The organism is Aeromicrobium sp. (genome assembly GCF_025965075.1).
GTDB lineage: Bacteria > Actinomycetota > Actinomycetes > Propionibacteriales > Nocardioidaceae > Aeromicrobium.
Genome location: NZ_JAOPXQ010000045.1, coordinates 1 through 15624, shown reverse-complemented (window position 1 = coordinate 15624; position 15624 = coordinate 1). Strand labels below are relative to the sequence as shown.

Here is a 15624-nt window from a genome sequence, read left to right as displayed (position 1 = left end):
GCAAGGGGTCGGTCATGCGCCTCGGTGACGAGGTGCGCGTGCCGATCGGCGTCATCCCCACGGGGTCCATCGCGCTCGACGTGGCGCTCGGCATCGGCGGCCTGCCGCGAGGCCGCGTCGTCGAGATCTACGGCCCCGAGTCGTCCGGAAAGACCACCGTCGCTCTGCACGCCGTGGCCAACGCCCAGCGCGCCGGCGGTGTTGCGGCCTTCATCGACGCCGAGCACGCGCTCGACCCCGACTACGCCCGCAAGCTCGGCGTCGACACCGACGCGCTGCTGATCTCGCAGCCCGACAGCGGTGAGCAGGCGCTCGAGATCGCCGACATGCTGATCCGCTCCGGCGCCCTCGACATCATCGTCATCGACTCCGTGGCGGCCCTCGTGCCCCGTGCGGAGATCGACGGCGAGATGGGCGACAGCCACGTGGGCCTGCAGGCCCGGCTCATGAGCCAGGCGCTGCGCAAGATGACCGGCGCGATCAACGGCTCGGGCACCACGGCGATCTTCATCAACCAGCTCCGCGAGAAGATCGGCGTCATGTTCGGCTCGCCCGAGACCACGACGGGCGGCAAGGCGCTGAAGTTCTACGCCTCGGTCCGGCTCGACGTCCGCCGCATCGAGACGCTGAAGGACGGCACCGACATGGTCGGCAACCGCACCCGCGTCAAGGTCGTCAAGAACAAGCTGGCCCCGCCGTTCAAGCAGGCCGAGTTCGACATCATGTACGGCCAGGGCATCAGCCGCGAGGGCAGCCTGATCGACGTCGGCGTCGACATCGGCCTGGTCCGCAAGGCCGGTGCCTGGTACACCTACGAGGGCGATCAGCTCGGCCAGGGCAAGGAGAAGTCGCGGGCGTTCCTCAAGGACAACCCCGACCTCGCCGAGGAGCTGGAGAAGCGGATCATGGAGGCCAAGGGCATCGGCCCGCAGGCCGACAAGCCCGCCCTCGAGGTCGTCGACGATCCGGACCTGCCCGCCACCGCGTTCTGATCCTCGTGTCCGCCGAGGAGTCCGACGACCCCGGCTACGACCTGGCCGAGGAGCTCGCCCGGGCCCAGACGATCGTCTACGACCGGCTGGCCGTGCAGGCGCGCAGCCGTGCCGACCTCGAGCAGTCGCTTGCCAAGAAGCAGGTGCCTGCCGAGGTGGCCACGGCGGTCCTCGACAAGTTCGAGGCCGCCGGGCTGGTCGACGACGAGGAGTTCGCCCGCTCCTGGGTGCAGTCCCGCCAGCGCAGCAAGGGGCTGTCGTCCCGGGCGCTGGCCATCGAGCTGCGCCGCAAGGGCGTCGACGACGAGATCGCCCGCGAGGCGCTGTCCGAGCTGGACCCCGAGGTCGAGCTCGAGGCGGCGCACCGGCTGGTGCAGACCAAGCTCCGCTCGATGCACCGGCTGGACGAGACGACCAAGATCCGCCGGCTGACGGGGTTGTTGGCCCGCAAGGGCTACCCGCCCCAGGTCGCGTTCGAGGTCGTCCGCCAGGAGCTCGGCGCCGACGTCCGGCCGCTCGACTCCCTCTGACCGACCCCGGCGGCCACTATCGTGCTGTCGCATGGGCGCGATCACCTTCCGCCGGCTCGTCGAGGACGACCTGCCTCAGCTCGTGACCTGGATGGCCGCCCAGCACGCCCGGCCGTGGTTCGACGAGGAGCCGCGCTCGGTCGAGGCCGCGCGGCGGACGTACGCCGCCGAGCTGGACGGCACCAGCGCGACCCGCATGTGGATCGTGCAGCTCGCGGGGCTCGACATCGGGTACGTCCAGGACTACCCGGTCTCGGCCTACGACGACTACGCCGTCCGGGTCAAGGATCCCGAGGCGGTCGCGTTCGACTACCTGATCGGCGACCCGATGTTCGTCGGCAAGGGTGTGGGCCCCCGGATGATCCGGGCGTTCTGCTCCGACGTGCTGTGCCGCGACCATCCGGAGGCGCCGCGGTTCGTGGCGAGCCCCGACGTCCGCAACACGCGGTCGATCCGGGCGCTGGAGAAGTGCGGGTTCCTCCAGGGGCTCTGGATCCAGCCCGAGTCCGTGTCCCACCCCGAGGTGGTGTGCACCGCCCGCCGCGGGCTGTTCGAGTGAGCATCCGTTGACAGGCGTCGGAGCGCGCATCTAGCGTCGGGGGATCACGGGAGGTCACTCACATGGCGCAGGCACTGCTCATGGTCGGGACCCGCAAGGGCCTGTTCATCGGTCGCTCGGACGAAGCCCGCGAGGACTGGACCTGGGACCCGCCGGCGTTCCCGATGGAGGAGATCTACTCCACCGCGATCGACGCCCGCGGCCCGACCCCCCGGCTGCTGGTCGGCACGACCCACATGGTGTTCGGGCCCCGGGTCTGCCGATCGGACGACCTGGGCCGGACGTGGGACGAGTCCCACACCGGCACGGTCCGCTTCCCCGATAACCTCGGCGCCTCGGTCGAGCGGGTCTGGCAGCTGCAGCCGTCGCCCGCCGAGGACGGGGTCGTGTGGGCCGGGACGCAGCCGTCGGCGCTGTTCCGCTCCGACGACCGCGGCGAGACGTTCGAGCTCGTCCGCAGCCTGTGGGACCACCCGCACCGGCCGCAGTGGGCCGCCGGCTTCGGTGGGCAGGCGATCCACACGATCGTGCCGCACCCGACCGACCCGGACGTCGTGACGGTGGCGATGTCGACCGGCGGGGTCTATCGGTCCGAGGACCGCGGGGAGACCTGGACACCGCACAACCACGGGATCCGGATGGACTTCTCGCCTGACGAGGAGCCGCCGGAGTTCGGGCAGTGCGTGCACAAGGTGGCGATCGACGCGGGTGATCCCGACCGGCTGTACGCGCAGAACCACGGCGGCGTCTTCCGCTCCGACGACGCGGGGGAGAGCTGGAACCCCATCAGCGCGGGGCTGCCGGCGGACTTCGGCTTCCCGATCGTCGCGCATCCGCGCCGCCCCGGCACGATCTACGTCTTCCCGTTGACGGCCGACATCGAGCGGTTTCCGCCGGGCGGCAAGCCCGCGGTGTGGCGCTCCGACGACGCCGGCGAGACCTGGCACGAGACCGGTCCGGGCCTGCCGGCCGAGGCGTGGACCGTCGTGCTGCGCGACGCCTTCTCTACCGACACGGCCGATCCCGTGGGCCTGTACGTCGGCACCCGGCACGGCGCGCTCTGGGTCAGCAACGATGAGGGCGGCACCTGGGCCGAGGTCCGCAGCGGCCTGCCGGACGTGTGCTCGGTCCGCGCCGCGGTGCTGTGACCCGGCCGAGGGTTACCTGCCGGTAACATGAGGGCATGCCCTCAACTCTCGACCTGTACAAGAAGCTCACCGCCCTGCCCCAGGGCAAGCGGCTGTTCTCGATCGCGTTCAGCCAGAAGGCGCCCTACTTCGCGTCGATCCACCCCCGCGTGCAGGAGATGCGGCCGCACCTCGGCCAGGTCCTGATCCCCAAGCGCCGCTCGGTGCAGAACCACATCGGGACGGTCCACGCGATCGCGGCGTGCAACGGACTGGAGGCCGCGATGGGGCTGCTCGCCGAGGCGACCTGCCCCGCCGACATGCGCTGGCTGCCCAAGGGGATGGAGGTCAGCTACCTCGCGAAGTCGACGACCTCGCTGACCTGCATCGCCGAGACGACGCAGGCCGACTGGGCCGCGGCGCCGGACGTACCGGTGCGGGTCAGGGCCGTGACCAGTGACGGCACCGTCACGGTCGAGGGCCTGATCCACCTCTGGGTGACGCCCAAGCGCTGAGCGGGCGTACGCCCTTCCGCCGGGGCGGCCGCTGTCCTATCCTCGGGAAAGGAGCCAGACGGCTCCTCAGGACGAAGCCAGCACGATGCACCGACGTCACGCACGCACCCCCGACGACCGTCCACGGACGGCCCGCCTGACGATGTGCGCGGTGGTGGGTGCCGTCGTCTCGGCCGGCCTGTCGCTCGGACCCGCCACCGCAGCGCCCGCCACCACAGCGCCGGTGGACTGCTGGGACAGCGTGCGCTCCGACCTCGACGGCGGCGGACCCGACCTGGTGGTCGGCCTGCCGTCGTACGACCTGCCGGGCAAGCCGAATGCCGGCGCGATCGTGCTGCACTCGAACGTGGGGACCGCGGGCAGCACCGAGCCGTCGGCGCCGACGACGCGCACCCTGATCACGGCGGACGACCTGACCGGGCTCAGCTCCCAGGCGGGTGCGCGCTTCGGCGCCTCGGCGACGATCTGGAACGACGGCGGCGACTGTGCCGACGTCCTGGTCGGGGCGCCGGGACAGGCGGTCGGCGGGGTGAATGGCGCCGGCCGGGTCTATCGGGTCGCCGGCTCGGCGACCGGACTGCACGATGTCGTCGACGTGCTCGACGAGGAGTCGGTCGACGGCGCCGGCGGCGCCCAGGCCGGGGCGGGATTCGGCGAGTCCGTGGCGGTCGAGGACGGCAGCATGATCGCGATCGGCGCCCCCCGCCGCAACGTCGGCACGGCCGTCAACGCGGGGCATGTCGTGCGTCTGGACTACCGGGTGTCGACGACGCCGGAGGTGCTCGTGGTCCGGCAGGGCAACGGCGCCAACGCGCCGGAGCGCGGGGACCGGTTCGGCGAGGTGCTCGACATGTATGGCACCGCGGAGGGACCCGTCCTCCTGGTCGGCACGCCGCGTGAGGACATCAACGGCCGGACCGACGCCGGCGCGGTCGCGCTGCAGCCGCCCGCCGGGCAGCTCTCGCTGGTCGGTCAGGACTCGCCCGGTGCCGCCGGCGCCGCGGAGTCCGGCGACCGGTTCGGTGCGGCGCTCGACAGCTACAGCACCTTCGACGTCGATCACCCCGTCATCAAGGTTGCGATCGGGGTGCCGGGGGAGGACATCGGCTCGACACCGGGCACGGGGGCGGTGGCGTTCGCCGAGATCGACCTGTTCGTGCCCGGGCAGGACCCGGTCTCGCCGCTGGCGGGCACCTCCCGCACGATCACCCAGGCCACGCCCGGGGTGACGGGGGCCGACGAGACCGGCGACGCCTTCGGGTCGGCGGTCGTGGTCGGGGAGCTGGGGCAGGAACGCCTGGGGCTGGCGGTCGGAGCGCCGGGCGAGGACCTCGGGAGCGTCGCCGGGGCCGGTCGCGTCACGTTCCTGCTGATCGACCCGGTGACGGCCGCACCCACCGGGCCCCATCCCGGTGCGTGGGACCAGGGCTCGCCGGGAGTGCCCGGAGTGGCGGAGCGTGGCGATGCGTTCGGGTCCGCGCTCAGCGGTGTCCAGCTCACCACGATCCAGGACGACGAGGACGTGGTGTGGGCCCTCGTGCTGGCGACCGTCCCGGGGGAGGACGTGGGATCCGTCGCCGATGCGGGTGCCGCGACGGTCGGTGGTGGTCCGGGGCACGTCGCGGTGTCCCTGGTCTCGCCGAACGCCCAGTCGGGTGCGGGACGTGGCATGGCGCCGCTGCGCATGCTGATCGGCTGAGCCGGCCGACCCGTGTGACGCACGGCCGGTTTGCCCGGCCGCACCGGCGGGTACGTGGCGGGGACGTCAACCAACCCCGATTCACGGGTGACACACGACCTATTGGAGGAATCCCATGGCCCGCAACACCTTCTCCCGCTCGCTCCACGACCTCGGCCTGTCGGCGTGGTTCGGTGGAACCCTGGCCAACGCCGTGGCGCTCAACCCCGCCGCCGCTGCCGCCACCGGTGCGTCCGACACCGGCGCAGTCGCGAACGTCGGCTGGGACCGGTGGACCCCGGTCAACGCCGTGGCGATCGGCGCCCACGTCGTCGGCAGCCTCGGCCAGATCAAGGGCAACACCGGCCGGATGTCGGGGCAGCAGGGTGTTGCATCGATGGCGCTGGTCAAAACCGGCCTGACCGCCGCGGCGCTGGGCGTCACCGCCTACAGCCGGGTCCTCGGACAGAAGGTCTCCGAGCAGACCCGGGTCCCCGCGGAGTCCGGCACCGCCCCCGCCGCCACCACGCCGCCGGAGGTCGCGGCGGCCCAGAAGCAGCTGCGCCTGCTCCAGTGGGCTGTGCCGGCGATCACGGGTGCGCTCGTCGTGGTCAGCGCGTTCGCCGGTGAGCAGGAGCGTGCCTCGGAGGTTCACCGGGGCCTCATCGGGCGAGTGATCGGCTGACCTCGGTGCTGTTCTTCAGCAACCGGCTCGGATGTCTCGGCTCGCTGGCCATCTCGGTCGTCGGCACGCTCGTCGTGATCGCGATCTTCAGCCGCTGAGCCCCGACATGACAGGAGCCCTGACCCGATGCGGGTCAGGGCTCCTCTCGTGCACTGGCTCAGAGGACGCGGTTGCTGTCCCCGCGCGAGTTGATCTTGGCCAGGCCGCGGCTGACGAGGAATCCGACCGTCAGCAGCGTGACGTAGAACCAGGCCTGCGAGGCGCTGAAGCCCGGACCGTTGTCCTCGTCGATCACGGCCGACGTGATGAAGACGCCGAGGACCGCGAGCACGTACAGGATGAGCTCGACGGTGATGTAGGCCGACTGCCGACCGGTGGAGACCTGGAGGTCGCCGAAGTTGTGGGTGTCCCCGGCGGTCGAGCCGGCGTGCTGGGTGTGGAGCGGATCGTTGTTGCTCATGGGGGTTCCTTCCGGGTGGGAGTGGCCTCGCCGCGTCCTGATGAGGCCTCGGGTGCGATACCCGTCCGGGGATGGTTCCAAACTGTGGTGCCGGTCGCGTTGTGGCTGCTACTTCTGCGGCACCACGACGCTGCTGGCGGCCCCGCCGGGCCAGCAGCTGAACCCGATCGGGATCGACTGGCCTTCCTTGACCATCTCGCTGAACGTGTCGAGGCACTGGCTCACCAGCACATTGGGGTTGTTGCTGACCGATGACTTGAGCTTGTCGTTGGCGCGCGCCTGCGCCGTCGCGGTCTGCTCGCGCTGGTGGGCGATCCGCGTGTTCGCGACCTCGGCCTGGTAGAGGTTGATCTTGCTCTGGGTCGGCTTGTCGAAGTGGATCAGCGGAATGATGACGTTCTCGATCTGGATCTGGTCGCCGACCTGCTCGCGCAGCCGGTCAGCGACTTGCAGCGAGAACTCGTTGAGGTTGGGGTTCGCGGGGTTCTTGGCGTCGTCCTGGATCTGGCTCAACGGGTTGTAGTCCGACAGCACCTCGTTCAGGGCCGCGGTGAGCTCGCGGGTCACCAGCGACTTCCGGATGTTGTCCATGTCGCGGTAGTCCTTGTAGAGCGTCTCCCCGGCGTCGAGCTTGATGCGCCACCGGATCGAGTTGTCGACGCAGGCGGTCGACTCGTTGCCGATGCGGATGTCGGTGCAACCGTTGTCGTTCTTCTCCAGGTAGGAGTCGGTCTGGATCGCGCCGTCGAGCGTCCTGACCTTCTCCCAGGGGAGCTTGGCGTGGATGCCGTTGTCCAGATTGCCCACGGGCTTGCCGAAGCTCGTCACGATCCCGATGTCGCGGGTCGGCACGACCGTGAACGTCGACAGGATCAGCGTGACCACCGCGAGGGCGAGTGCTGCCACGGCCGACAGCCGTAGGTAGCGCCCGAGTGCCGGCGCGGCTTCCCGGCCGGCCACGAGGAGACCGAGCCCCACGACCAGGAGGAAGATCGTCAGGACGAAGACGGATGACATGGGAGCTCCTCGGTTGGGTCAGGTGAGAATACGAGACAGTCAGTCCCCTGGCGCGTCCGGGGTTCATCGCGAGTCGGCGACGTAAAATCCCTCTGGTGACGAAGACCTATGAAGTGCGCACCTACGGCTGCCAGATGAACGTGCACGACAGCGAGCGGCTGGGCGGCCTGCTGGAGACCGACGGCTATGTCCGCGCGGAGGACGGCGCGACGCCCGACCTGGTCGTGTTCAACACCTGCGCCGTGCGGGAGAACGCCGACAACAAGCTCTACGGCAACCTGGGCCACATCGCGTCGGTCAAGGAGAAGAACCCCGGCATGCAGATCGCCGTCGGCGGCTGCCTGGCCCAGAAGGACCGCGAGACGATCACGAAGCGGGCACCGTACGTCGACGTCGTCTTCGGCACCCACAACATCGGCTCGCTGCCGGTCCTGCTGGAGCGGGCCCGCATCGCCGAGGAGTCGCAGGTCGAGATCCTCGAGTCGCTCGAGGTCTTCCCGTCGACCCTGCCGACCAAGCGCGACTCGGTGTTCGCTGCCTGGGTCTCGATCAGCGTCGGCTGCAACAACACCTGCACGTTCTGCATCGTGCCGGCGCTGCGCGGCAAGGAGAAGGATCGCCGCCCCGGCGACATCCTCGCCGAGGTCCAGGCGCTGGTCGACGACGGCGTGATCGAGGTGACCCTGCTGGGCCAGAACGTCAATGCGTACGGCGTCGAGTTCGGCGACCGGCAGGCGTTCGCCAAGCTGCTCCGGGCGTGTGGCCAGATCGAGGGCCTCGAGCGGGTCCGGTTCACCAGCCCGCACCCCAAGGACTTCACTGATGACGTGATCGCGGCGATGGCCGAGACGCCCAACGTCATGCCGCAGCTGCACATGCCGCTGCAGTCCGGCTCCGACCGGGTCCTCAAGGCGATGCGGCGCTCCTACCGGCAGGAGAAGTTCCTCGGCATCGTCGAGCGCTCGCGCGCCGCGATGCCCGACGCGGCGATCTCCACCGACATCATCGTGGGCTTCCCCGGCGAGACCGAGGAGGACTTCCTCGAGACGATGGAGGTCGTCCGCAAGGCCCGGTTCGCGACGGCGTTCACCTTCCAGTACTCCCAGCGCCCCGGCACCCCGGCCGCCGACCTGCCCGACCAGCTGCCCAAGGCGATCGTCCAGGAGCGCTACGACCGGCTCATCGAGGTCGTCAACGAGGTCGCGTGGGACGAGGCCAGGAAGCAGGAGGGCCGCGTCGTCGAGCTGCTGGTCGCCGACCACGAGGGCAAGAAGGACGGCGCGACCCACCGGCTGACCGGCCGCGCCCGCGACAACCGGCTGGTGCACTTCGTCCCCGGTGACCACGAGGTGCGTCCCGGCGACATGGTCGAGGTCCGGATCACGTACGCCGCCCCGCACCACCTGGTCAGCGACCACGCCCCGATCACCGTCCGGCGGACCCGGGCCGGTGACGCGTGGGAGTCCCGGCAGGGGCGCACCGAGGTCCGTTCGGTGGGTCTCGGCATGCCGAGCCTGGGGGTCCCGGCGCCGCTGCCGCCCGTCGAGCCGGCCTGCGCGATCTGAGCTCGGCCCCCACGGCCCGGCGGTTGAGCGAATCGCAACCCGGACCTGTTGCGGCCCGCAACCGCTCGTGTCACGTTGTCAGGACGCCGCCTCGACAACGGTGCGGTGCCGCGCGGATGCGTACTGCGCGGCGATCCCGCAGCCGGAGCCCGAGTCCTCCTCGGCCCGCAAGCCCGGCCGGTCGTCATTGTCGGCGCCGTGGTCCACGATGGGTCCATGGACGAGGCCAAGGACGCCCTGCACGCCAAGCTGGTCGAGGTCCGCGCCGCCCTGCTGGCGGCCGTCGAGGGGGCGAGCGAGCACGACCTGCGCCGGCCGATGACGCCGAGCGGCACCAACCTCATCGGCCTGGTCAAGCACCTCGTCGGGGTCGAGCACGTCTATCTCGGCGAGTCGTTCGGCCGGCGGGCGCCGGACATCCTGCCGTGGGTCACGGACGGCTCGGTGTGGGCCGGCGCCGACATGTGGGCGACCGCCGAGGAGTCGAGCGACGAGATCATCGCCCTCTACCGGCGGGCGTGCGCCCACGGCGACGCGACGATCGCGTCGCTCGACCTCGACGCGCCGGGCCGGGTGCCGCACTGGGACCCTGCCACGGCCGACACGACGCTCGGCTACCTGCTGGTGCGCATGGTCGCCGAGACGGCGCAGCACGCCGGTCACGCCGAGATCCTCCGGGAGACGATCGACGGCCGCACCGGCTCCGACACGGGGGACTCGGGCACCGACTGGCCGACGTACGTCCGACGCATCCAGGCCGCCGCGGACCACTTCACGGACTGAGGGGACTTCGCGGCCCCGCGGCACCAGATCCACGTCCGGCCGTTCCACGACTGCGGCGCCGACTGGCACAGACCTACACCTGCAGCAGCGGGTGCAGCCGCATCACGGTGTACGTCTGACGGCGTCGCGCGGCGACGACCGTCACCGCGAGCGCCAGCACGGCGAACAGCGCCAGGACCACGAAGTCCCGGACGACCCCGTCGGTGCCGCCGGCCAGCGCGGCCCGCAGGCCGTGCACGGCGTACGTCATGGGGAGCAGGTCGTGCAGGAGGTTGAAGAACGGCGGCGCGGTCTCGATGGGATAGGTGCCGCCGGCCGAGGTCAGCTGCAGGCTGACGAACACCAGCGCCGCGAACCGTCCGGCGCCGCCCCACAGGGCCACGAACATCTGGTTGATCGCGACGAACACCGCCGCCGTGGCCAGGGAGACCCCGATCAGCAGCAGCTGGCTGGCCGGGTCGATGCCCAGCGCCAGCTCCAGGATCGTCAGGAGCAGCGCGACCTGCGCGAAGGCGATCGCCAGCCCGGGGAGGTATCCGGCCATGGCGGTCCGCACGCTGCCGGTCGTGGACGCGATGGCCCGTGCCGACAGGGGGCGCAGCAGCAGGTAGATCGCCATCGCGCCGATCCACAGGGCGAGCGCGATGAAGTAGGGCGCGAGCGCCTCGCCGTAGTTCTGCACCGGGTTGACCCGGTTCGCGGCGTTCTCGATCGGGGTCGCCGCGGTCTCGGCAAGGCGCTCCCGTTCGGCCTTGTCGTAGTCGGGGACCTCGCTGCTGCCGTCGCGCAGGCCGTTGGCGAGCTTGAGCGCGCCGGCGGAGAGATCGTCCGACCCGTCCGCGAGGGTCGTGGCGCCCGCGGCGAGGCGGTCCGCGCCGTCGGCGGCCTGGGCCGCGCCGCTGGCGAGCTGCCCGGTCGCGGCGGCCAGCTTGCCGGCGCCGTCCGACAGCTTGCCGATGCTGGCAACCAGCCGGGGGACGCCGGCCGCGAGCTCGGCGTTGCCGTCGGCGACCCGCTCGGCGCCGTCGGCGAGCTGCTGCGTGCCGTCGCTGAACTCCGTCACCTGGCCCCGGACACCGCCGACGAAGCCCTTCAGCTCGCCGGCGCGGTTGGCGGCCTGGCGGAGGCCGGCGCAGTCGGTCCCCGCGGGTGGGGCGGCCTCGCACTGGTCGGCCAGGTCGTCGAGCTGGGTCGCGAGCCGGTCGATGTCGGCGTTGGCGTTGGCCGTCGCGCCCAGGATCGCGCCGCTGACGCCCTGGACGGTGTCGTTGAGCCGGGCATTGCCGTCGGCGACCTGGCGGGCGCCGTCGGCGAGCCGGCGGGTCTGGCCGGGCAGGGCCGAGGTCTGGTCGTCGAGGGTCGACAGCCCGCCCGCGAGCTGCTGGGCGCCGGAGTCGAGCCGGCCGGCCCCGTCGGCGAGCTTTCGGTTGCCGTCGGCCAGGGCCGCCGCGCCGTCCGCGAGGGTCCCGGCGCCGTCCGCGAGCTGGTCCGCGCCGTCAGCGAGCTTCGCCGCCCCGTCGGCGGCGTCGTCGAGCGCCATCTTGATGTCGGAGAAGCTGAGGTAGACGTTGTCGAGATAGGTCTCGGTGACCTGCGCGTTGAGCGCGCCCTTGGCCGCCTGCAGGATCGTCTTGGCGATCGTGCCGTTGATGTAGTTGACGGCGTCGTTGGTCTGCAGGTCCAGATTGCCCTGGATCGCGTCGGCGGGGTCCCCGCTGGTCGACGTCGCCGCCTTCGACAGGTTCGCCGGGATCGTCAGGACGGCCTTGTAGTCCCCGTCGGCCAGACCCCGCTGGGCGTCCTTGGCGTCGGTGAGCACCCAGTCGTAGTTGTCCGCGTCGTCGTTGCTGACCAGGTTGCCGGCGAGCTGGCGGCCGACCGCGACGGGCTGCTCCTTGCCGTCCCGGTCCTTGACCTGGATGAGCTCGTCCTCGTTGACCACCGCGGCACGGACGTGGTCGAGCTGCCCCGTGGGGTTGATGTTGGCCCAGACGTACATCGCGCCGTAGAACAGCGGCACCAGCGTCACGGCGACGACCGCGGCACGGGTCAGCCGGCTGCGCCGGAAACGGGCCAGCTCGAACCAGGGGAGTGCGGGAGAGGGGATCATGTGTTCAGAGCCTCAGCTCGTGGAGGATACGGTCGGTGTCCAGCTCCAGGTGGTGGAGCCGGTCGGACGGGGCGGGGGCGGCGGTCGCGGACTGCACGCTGGCCACGAGGGTCACGGGGCGGTCCTCGAGCAGCCACGCGAGGGCGGACCACAGGAGCTCGATGTGCTCGGCGGCCCGCAGGTCGTCGGCATCGTCGACGACGACGATCGCCGGGGCGTCGGTCAGCGCCAGGACGACGCCGAACATCTTGCGCTCGAGCGGCGTCAGCGCCGACACGAGGGTCCGGCCGCGGACCGGCTCGTACGGGACGCCGGCCTCGTCGTGCGCCCGCTCGAGGGCGTGGTTGAGCTGCACCAGGACCGGCGCGAGCCGGCTGCGGCTGACCCACAGGCCGAACGAGCGGATCGAGAGGCGCTCGGCGATGTGCTGGTCGACCGTCAGGTTGTCCTCGAGGTCGTTGACGCCCGGCAGCTCGGCCAGCGCGACCGAGTGGCGTACGGCCGAGGCCTCCTGGGGGAGCAGGTGCCCGTTGACGCGCAGCCGGCCGGTGTCGAACGCCATCCGGCCCGCGAACGTCAGCAGCAGGCACGTCTTGCCGGCGCCGCTGGGTCCGTGCACGACGAGCCAGTCGCCCGGCTCGACCTCGACCGTGACGTCGTTGAAGACCAGCCCCTCGGGACCCGTCGTGGTGACCGAGGCGGCGGCGATCGCGGCGGTGGTGTCGCGCTGCGGCCACGACTGCAGCGCGACCCGGCGGTGCAGCCCCTCGCCCTCGACGTCGACGTGGGGCAGACGCCGATCGAGGAACGCCGGCAGGACCCAGGCGCGCTGGCCGAACAGCGCCAGGACGGCGGGGGCGAACAGCATCCGCACGAGGAACGCATCGACGAACACGCCGATCGCGAGCGCGAACGCGATCGGCTTGATGTTGGGATCGCCTTCGGGGACGAACGCCGCGAAGACCGCGAGCATGATGACCGCCGCGGCCGTCACGACGCGCGAGCTGCCGACGAAGCCGTCCACGATCGCCCGGTGCGGATCGCTCGTGCGGACGTACTCCTCCTTCATCCGGGCCATGAGGAAGACCTCGTAGTCCATCGACAGACCGAACAGCACTGCCATCAGGATGATCGGCAGGAAGCTGATCAGCGGCCCGGTCTGCTCCAGGTGGACCAGGTCCATCAGCCAGCCCCACTGGAACACCGCGACGACCGCGCCGAATGACGCGCCGGTCGACAGCAGGAAGCCCAGCGTCGCCTTGACCGGCACGACGATCGAGCGGAACACGATCATCAGCAGCAGCACCGACAGGCCCACCACGACGAGGCCGAACGGCAGCAGGGCCTGCTGGAGGCGGTCCGACACGTCGATCCCGCCGGCGGTCAGCCCGGTCACCGAGACGTCGGTGCCGTGCTGCTTCTTCCACGTCGGCTCGCGGTCGCGGATCTCCCGCACCAGGTCCGTCGTCCGGCTGTCGGTCGCGCCGCTCGTGGGGATCACCTGGATGACGCCGGTGTCGGCGGTCCGGTTGGGGGTCGCGAGGCCGATCGACTCCACCCCGTCCAGGCCGCGCAGGTCCTTCGCGATCGCGTTGACGACGCCGACCGGATCGGTCGTGGAGATGATGTCGACGCTGATCAGCAGGGGACCGTTGTAGCCCGGGCCGAAGTGCTCCTCGACCAGGTCGTACGCGACGCGCTGCGTGCTGCCCGCCGCCGCGGTGCCGTTGTCCGGCAGGGCCAGCTGCAGGTCCTTGGCCGGGATCGCGACGACCGCGAGACCCACCACGACCAGGGCGATCGCGATCAGCGGGAAGCGGGTCGTCAGCTCGGCCCACCGGCGGGAGAAGCCTCCCGACTGGTGACCGGCGGCGGGGGTCAGCCGGTCACCGGCGCGACCGAGCAGCGCCGGCAGCAGTGTCAGGGCGACCGCGACCGCGACGACGACCGACAGCGCGGCGACGGCACCCATGATCGTCAGGAAGGGGATGCGGGCGATCGACAGGCCCAGCAGGGCGATGACGACCGTGACCCCCGCGAACACGACGGCCGAGCCGGCGGTCGCGACGGACCGGGCCGCGGCCTCCTCGGGCTCGAGCCCCTCGGCGAGCTGCTCGCGGTGCCGGGACACGATGAACAGCGCGTAGTCGATCCCCACGGCCAGCCCGATCATCAGCGCCAGCAGGGGAGCGGTCGACGAGATCGTGACGAAGCCCGTCGCCGCGGTCGAGATCGCGACCGTCACGAGGACGCCGAGGACCGCCGTGACGATCGGCATGACCGCGGCCCGCAGCGAGCGGAACATCAGGTAGAGCACGATGAAGGCCACGATGACGCCGATGACCTCGGTGATCGACAGCTGCGGGCCGGTGTTGGCGAAGACGTCACCGCCGAAGGCGATCGTGTAGCCGTCGTCCTCGAGCGCGTCGCCCGTGTCGATCAGCTGCGCCCGGTCGGCCTCCGTGACATCGGTGAGCTCGCGGTCGAACTGGATCTGCACCTGCGCGGCGGCGCGGTCCCTGGAGATCCCGATGTCGGTCTGCTTCGAGTAGGGCGACACGACCTCGCTGACACCCTCCACCTTCTCCATCCCCGCGACGGCCCGGGCGACGAGGTCCTTGGTCCGGCCGTCCTCGACGGTCCGGCCGTCGGGAGCCACGATCACGAGATAGGCCGAGGCGCCGCTGAGCTCGGGGAACGTACGCCCGAGGGAGTCGATCGCCTCCTGGGACTCGGTGCCGGGGATGTCGAACTGGTTCTTGGTGCCGGCGCCCAGGCCCAGCGCGGCGGTGCCCGCCACCAGCAGGATCAGCAGCCAGGCCGTCAGCACTCGGCGGGGGTGCAGGAAGGACCAGCGGCCCAGCGAGTACAGGAAGGTCGACACGGCCTCACGATACGTTTGTGTATTGAGTACGTCAATGCATCGAGTATGGTGGGTGCGTCACATCCGAGGAGGGACATGACCGAGGTGAGCGCGGAGCGACCCGCCGTCCGTCGCCGTGCCGCGACCCGCGAGCGGCTGCTCGAGGCGGCCCGCGAGGTGCTGGCCCGCGAGGGCATCCAGGGCGCCTCGGTCGAGCACATCTGCGAGCAGGCCGGGTTCACCCGCGGCGCGTTCTACTCCAACTTCGGCTCCAAGGACGAGCTCGTGCTGGCGTTGTTCGAGCACGAGCGCGAGCTGATGTTCCAGCGCCTGCACGCGGCCGCCGACCCCGCGTCGTACGCCGGGCTCGACGTCCTGGACGCGATCGGCGTCATCATGGACCGCTTCCTGCTGCTGCAGCCCCAGGACCGGGTCTGGTACCTCGTGCACGCCGAGTTCCAGCTGCGCGGTGTGCGCGACGATGCCGTGGGTCGCGAGTTCGTGGCGGCCTGGCGCCAGGTGCGCGTCGACTTCGAGACGTTCATGAGCACGGCCCTCGCGGCCCTCCACCTGCGGCTCACGGTCGATCTCTCGCACGCCTCCACGATCCTCATGGGCACCTACGAGACGGCCCAGCGCGAGGCGTTGATCGAGGACCGCCCGATCGACCTGGGGCTGCTCAAGCAGACCCTGCCGATCCTGCTGCTGGGCGTGACCGAGCCGATCGCCTGACGGTCGTC

General features: G+C 71.1%; 14 protein-coding genes. 10 read left to right on the top strand and 4 right to left on the bottom strand.

Annotated elements, in window-relative coordinates; all coding sequences use genetic code 11:
• From recA to JWQ91_RS02905, 7 genes are all read left to right on the top strand, one after another.
• The coding region (gene recA / locus JWQ91_RS02935; protein ID WP_297780596.1) for a recombinase RecA at positions 1-992 on the top strand (992 nt) is incomplete at its 5' end.
• A 5-nt stretch (positions 993-997) separates the two neighbouring features.
• Positions 998-1522: a regulatory protein RecX gene (locus tag JWQ91_RS02930; protein ID WP_297780593.1), complete on the top strand. Its 525-nt coding sequence runs from the start codon at positions 998-1000 to the stop codon at positions 1520-1522.
• A 31-nt stretch (positions 1523-1553) separates the two neighbouring features.
• The gene (locus JWQ91_RS02925; protein ID WP_297780590.1) at positions 1554-2081 is read left to right on the top strand and encodes a GNAT family N-acetyltransferase; all 528 of its coding nucleotides are present in this window, start codon (positions 1554-1556) and stop codon (positions 2079-2081) included.
• Between the two features lie 62 nt (positions 2082-2143).
• Positions 2144-3229, top strand: a complete 1086-nt coding sequence (locus JWQ91_RS02920) for an exo-alpha-sialidase (RefSeq protein WP_297780587.1) — start codon at positions 2144-2146, stop codon at positions 3227-3229.
• A gap of 35 nt (positions 3230-3264) precedes the next feature.
• Positions 3265-3723, top strand: a complete 459-nt coding sequence (locus JWQ91_RS02915; protein WP_297780584.1) for a hotdog fold domain-containing protein — start codon at positions 3265-3267, stop codon at positions 3721-3723.
• A 151-nt stretch (positions 3724-3874) separates the two neighbouring features.
• Positions 3875-5422 (top strand): hypothetical protein, encoded by a 1548-nt coding sequence (locus JWQ91_RS02910; RefSeq protein ID WP_297780581.1) that lies wholly within the window; start codon positions 3875-3877, stop codon positions 5420-5422.
• 115 nt (positions 5423-5537) lie between these two features.
• The gene (locus tag JWQ91_RS02905; protein WP_297780578.1) at positions 5538-6086 is read left to right on the top strand and encodes a hypothetical protein; all 549 of its coding nucleotides are present in this window, start codon (positions 5538-5540) and stop codon (positions 6084-6086) included.
• 157 nt (positions 6087-6243) lie between these two features.
• Here the strand turns inward: JWQ91_RS02905 and JWQ91_RS02900 are convergent, their stop codons facing one another.
• Together JWQ91_RS02900 and JWQ91_RS02895 are read right to left on the bottom strand one after the other, a co-directional pair.
• On the bottom strand, positions 6244-6546 hold the full coding sequence (locus JWQ91_RS02900) for a hypothetical protein (RefSeq protein ID WP_297780575.1): 303 nt from the start codon (positions 6544-6546) through the stop codon (positions 6244-6246).
• 108 nt (positions 6547-6654) lie between these two features.
• Positions 6655-7563, bottom strand: coding sequence for an SPFH domain-containing protein (locus tag JWQ91_RS02895; protein ID WP_297780572.1), 909 nt, complete (start codon positions 7561-7563; stop codon positions 6655-6657).
• Positions 7564-7658: 95 nt separating this feature from the next.
• Between JWQ91_RS02895 and miaB the strand changes: the two genes are divergently transcribed.
• Together miaB and JWQ91_RS02885 are read left to right on the top strand one after the other, a co-directional pair.
• Positions 7659-9128: a tRNA (N6-isopentenyl adenosine(37)-C2)-methylthiotransferase MiaB gene (gene miaB, locus JWQ91_RS02890; RefSeq protein ID WP_297780569.1), complete on the top strand. Its 1470-nt coding sequence runs from the start codon at positions 7659-7661 to the stop codon at positions 9126-9128.
• A 216-nt stretch (positions 9129-9344) separates the two neighbouring features.
• Entirely contained in the window at positions 9345-9911 is a 567-nt protein-coding gene (locus JWQ91_RS02885; RefSeq protein ID WP_297780567.1) for a DinB family protein, read from the top strand.
• A 73-nt stretch (positions 9912-9984) separates the two neighbouring features.
• Here the strand turns inward: JWQ91_RS02885 and JWQ91_RS02880 are convergent, their stop codons facing one another.
• Together JWQ91_RS02880 and JWQ91_RS02875 are read right to left on the bottom strand one after the other, a co-directional pair.
• A complete protein-coding gene (locus JWQ91_RS02880) occupies positions 9985-12021 on the bottom strand; it encodes a YhgE/Pip domain-containing protein (protein WP_297780564.1) in 2037 nt (678 codons plus the stop codon).
• 4 nt (positions 12022-12025) lie between these two features.
• Positions 12026-14905, bottom strand: a complete 2880-nt coding sequence (locus tag JWQ91_RS02875; protein ID WP_297780562.1) for an MMPL family transporter — start codon at positions 14903-14905, stop codon at positions 12026-12028.
• A 75-nt stretch (positions 14906-14980) separates the two neighbouring features.
• Between JWQ91_RS02875 and JWQ91_RS02870 the strand changes: the two genes are divergently transcribed.
• The gene (locus tag JWQ91_RS02870; RefSeq protein WP_297780560.1) at positions 14981-15616 is read left to right on the top strand and encodes a TetR/AcrR family transcriptional regulator; all 636 of its coding nucleotides are present in this window, start codon (positions 14981-14983) and stop codon (positions 15614-15616) included.
• Positions 15617-15624 lie beyond the last annotated feature (8 nt).

Coding starts and splice junctions, on each gene's coding strand:
- JWQ91_RS02870 (WP_297780560.1), top strand. CDS start 14,981: ATGACCGAGGTGAGCGCGGAGCGACCCGCCGTCCGTCGCCGTGCCGCG.
- JWQ91_RS02915 (WP_297780584.1), top strand. CDS start 3,265: ATGCCCTCAACTCTCGACCTGTACAAGAAGCTCACCGCCCTGCCCCAG.
- JWQ91_RS02905 (WP_297780578.1), top strand. CDS start 5,538: ATGGCCCGCAACACCTTCTCCCGCTCGCTCCACGACCTCGGCCTGTCG.
- JWQ91_RS02900 (WP_297780575.1), bottom strand. CDS start 6,546: ATGAGCAACAACGATCCGCTCCACACCCAGCACGCCGGCTCGACCGCC.
- JWQ91_RS02925 (WP_297780590.1), top strand. CDS start 1,554: ATGGGCGCGATCACCTTCCGCCGGCTCGTCGAGGACGACCTGCCTCAG.
- JWQ91_RS02880 (WP_297780564.1), bottom strand. CDS start 12,021: ATGATCCCCTCTCCCGCACTCCCCTGGTTCGAGCTGGCCCGTTTCCGG.
- JWQ91_RS02885 (WP_297780567.1), top strand. CDS start 9,345: ATGGACGAGGCCAAGGACGCCCTGCACGCCAAGCTGGTCGAGGTCCGC.
- JWQ91_RS02920 (WP_297780587.1), top strand. CDS start 2,144: ATGGCGCAGGCACTGCTCATGGTCGGGACCCGCAAGGGCCTGTTCATC.
- JWQ91_RS02895 (WP_297780572.1), bottom strand. CDS start 7,563: ATGTCATCCGTCTTCGTCCTGACGATCTTCCTCCTGGTCGTGGGGCTC.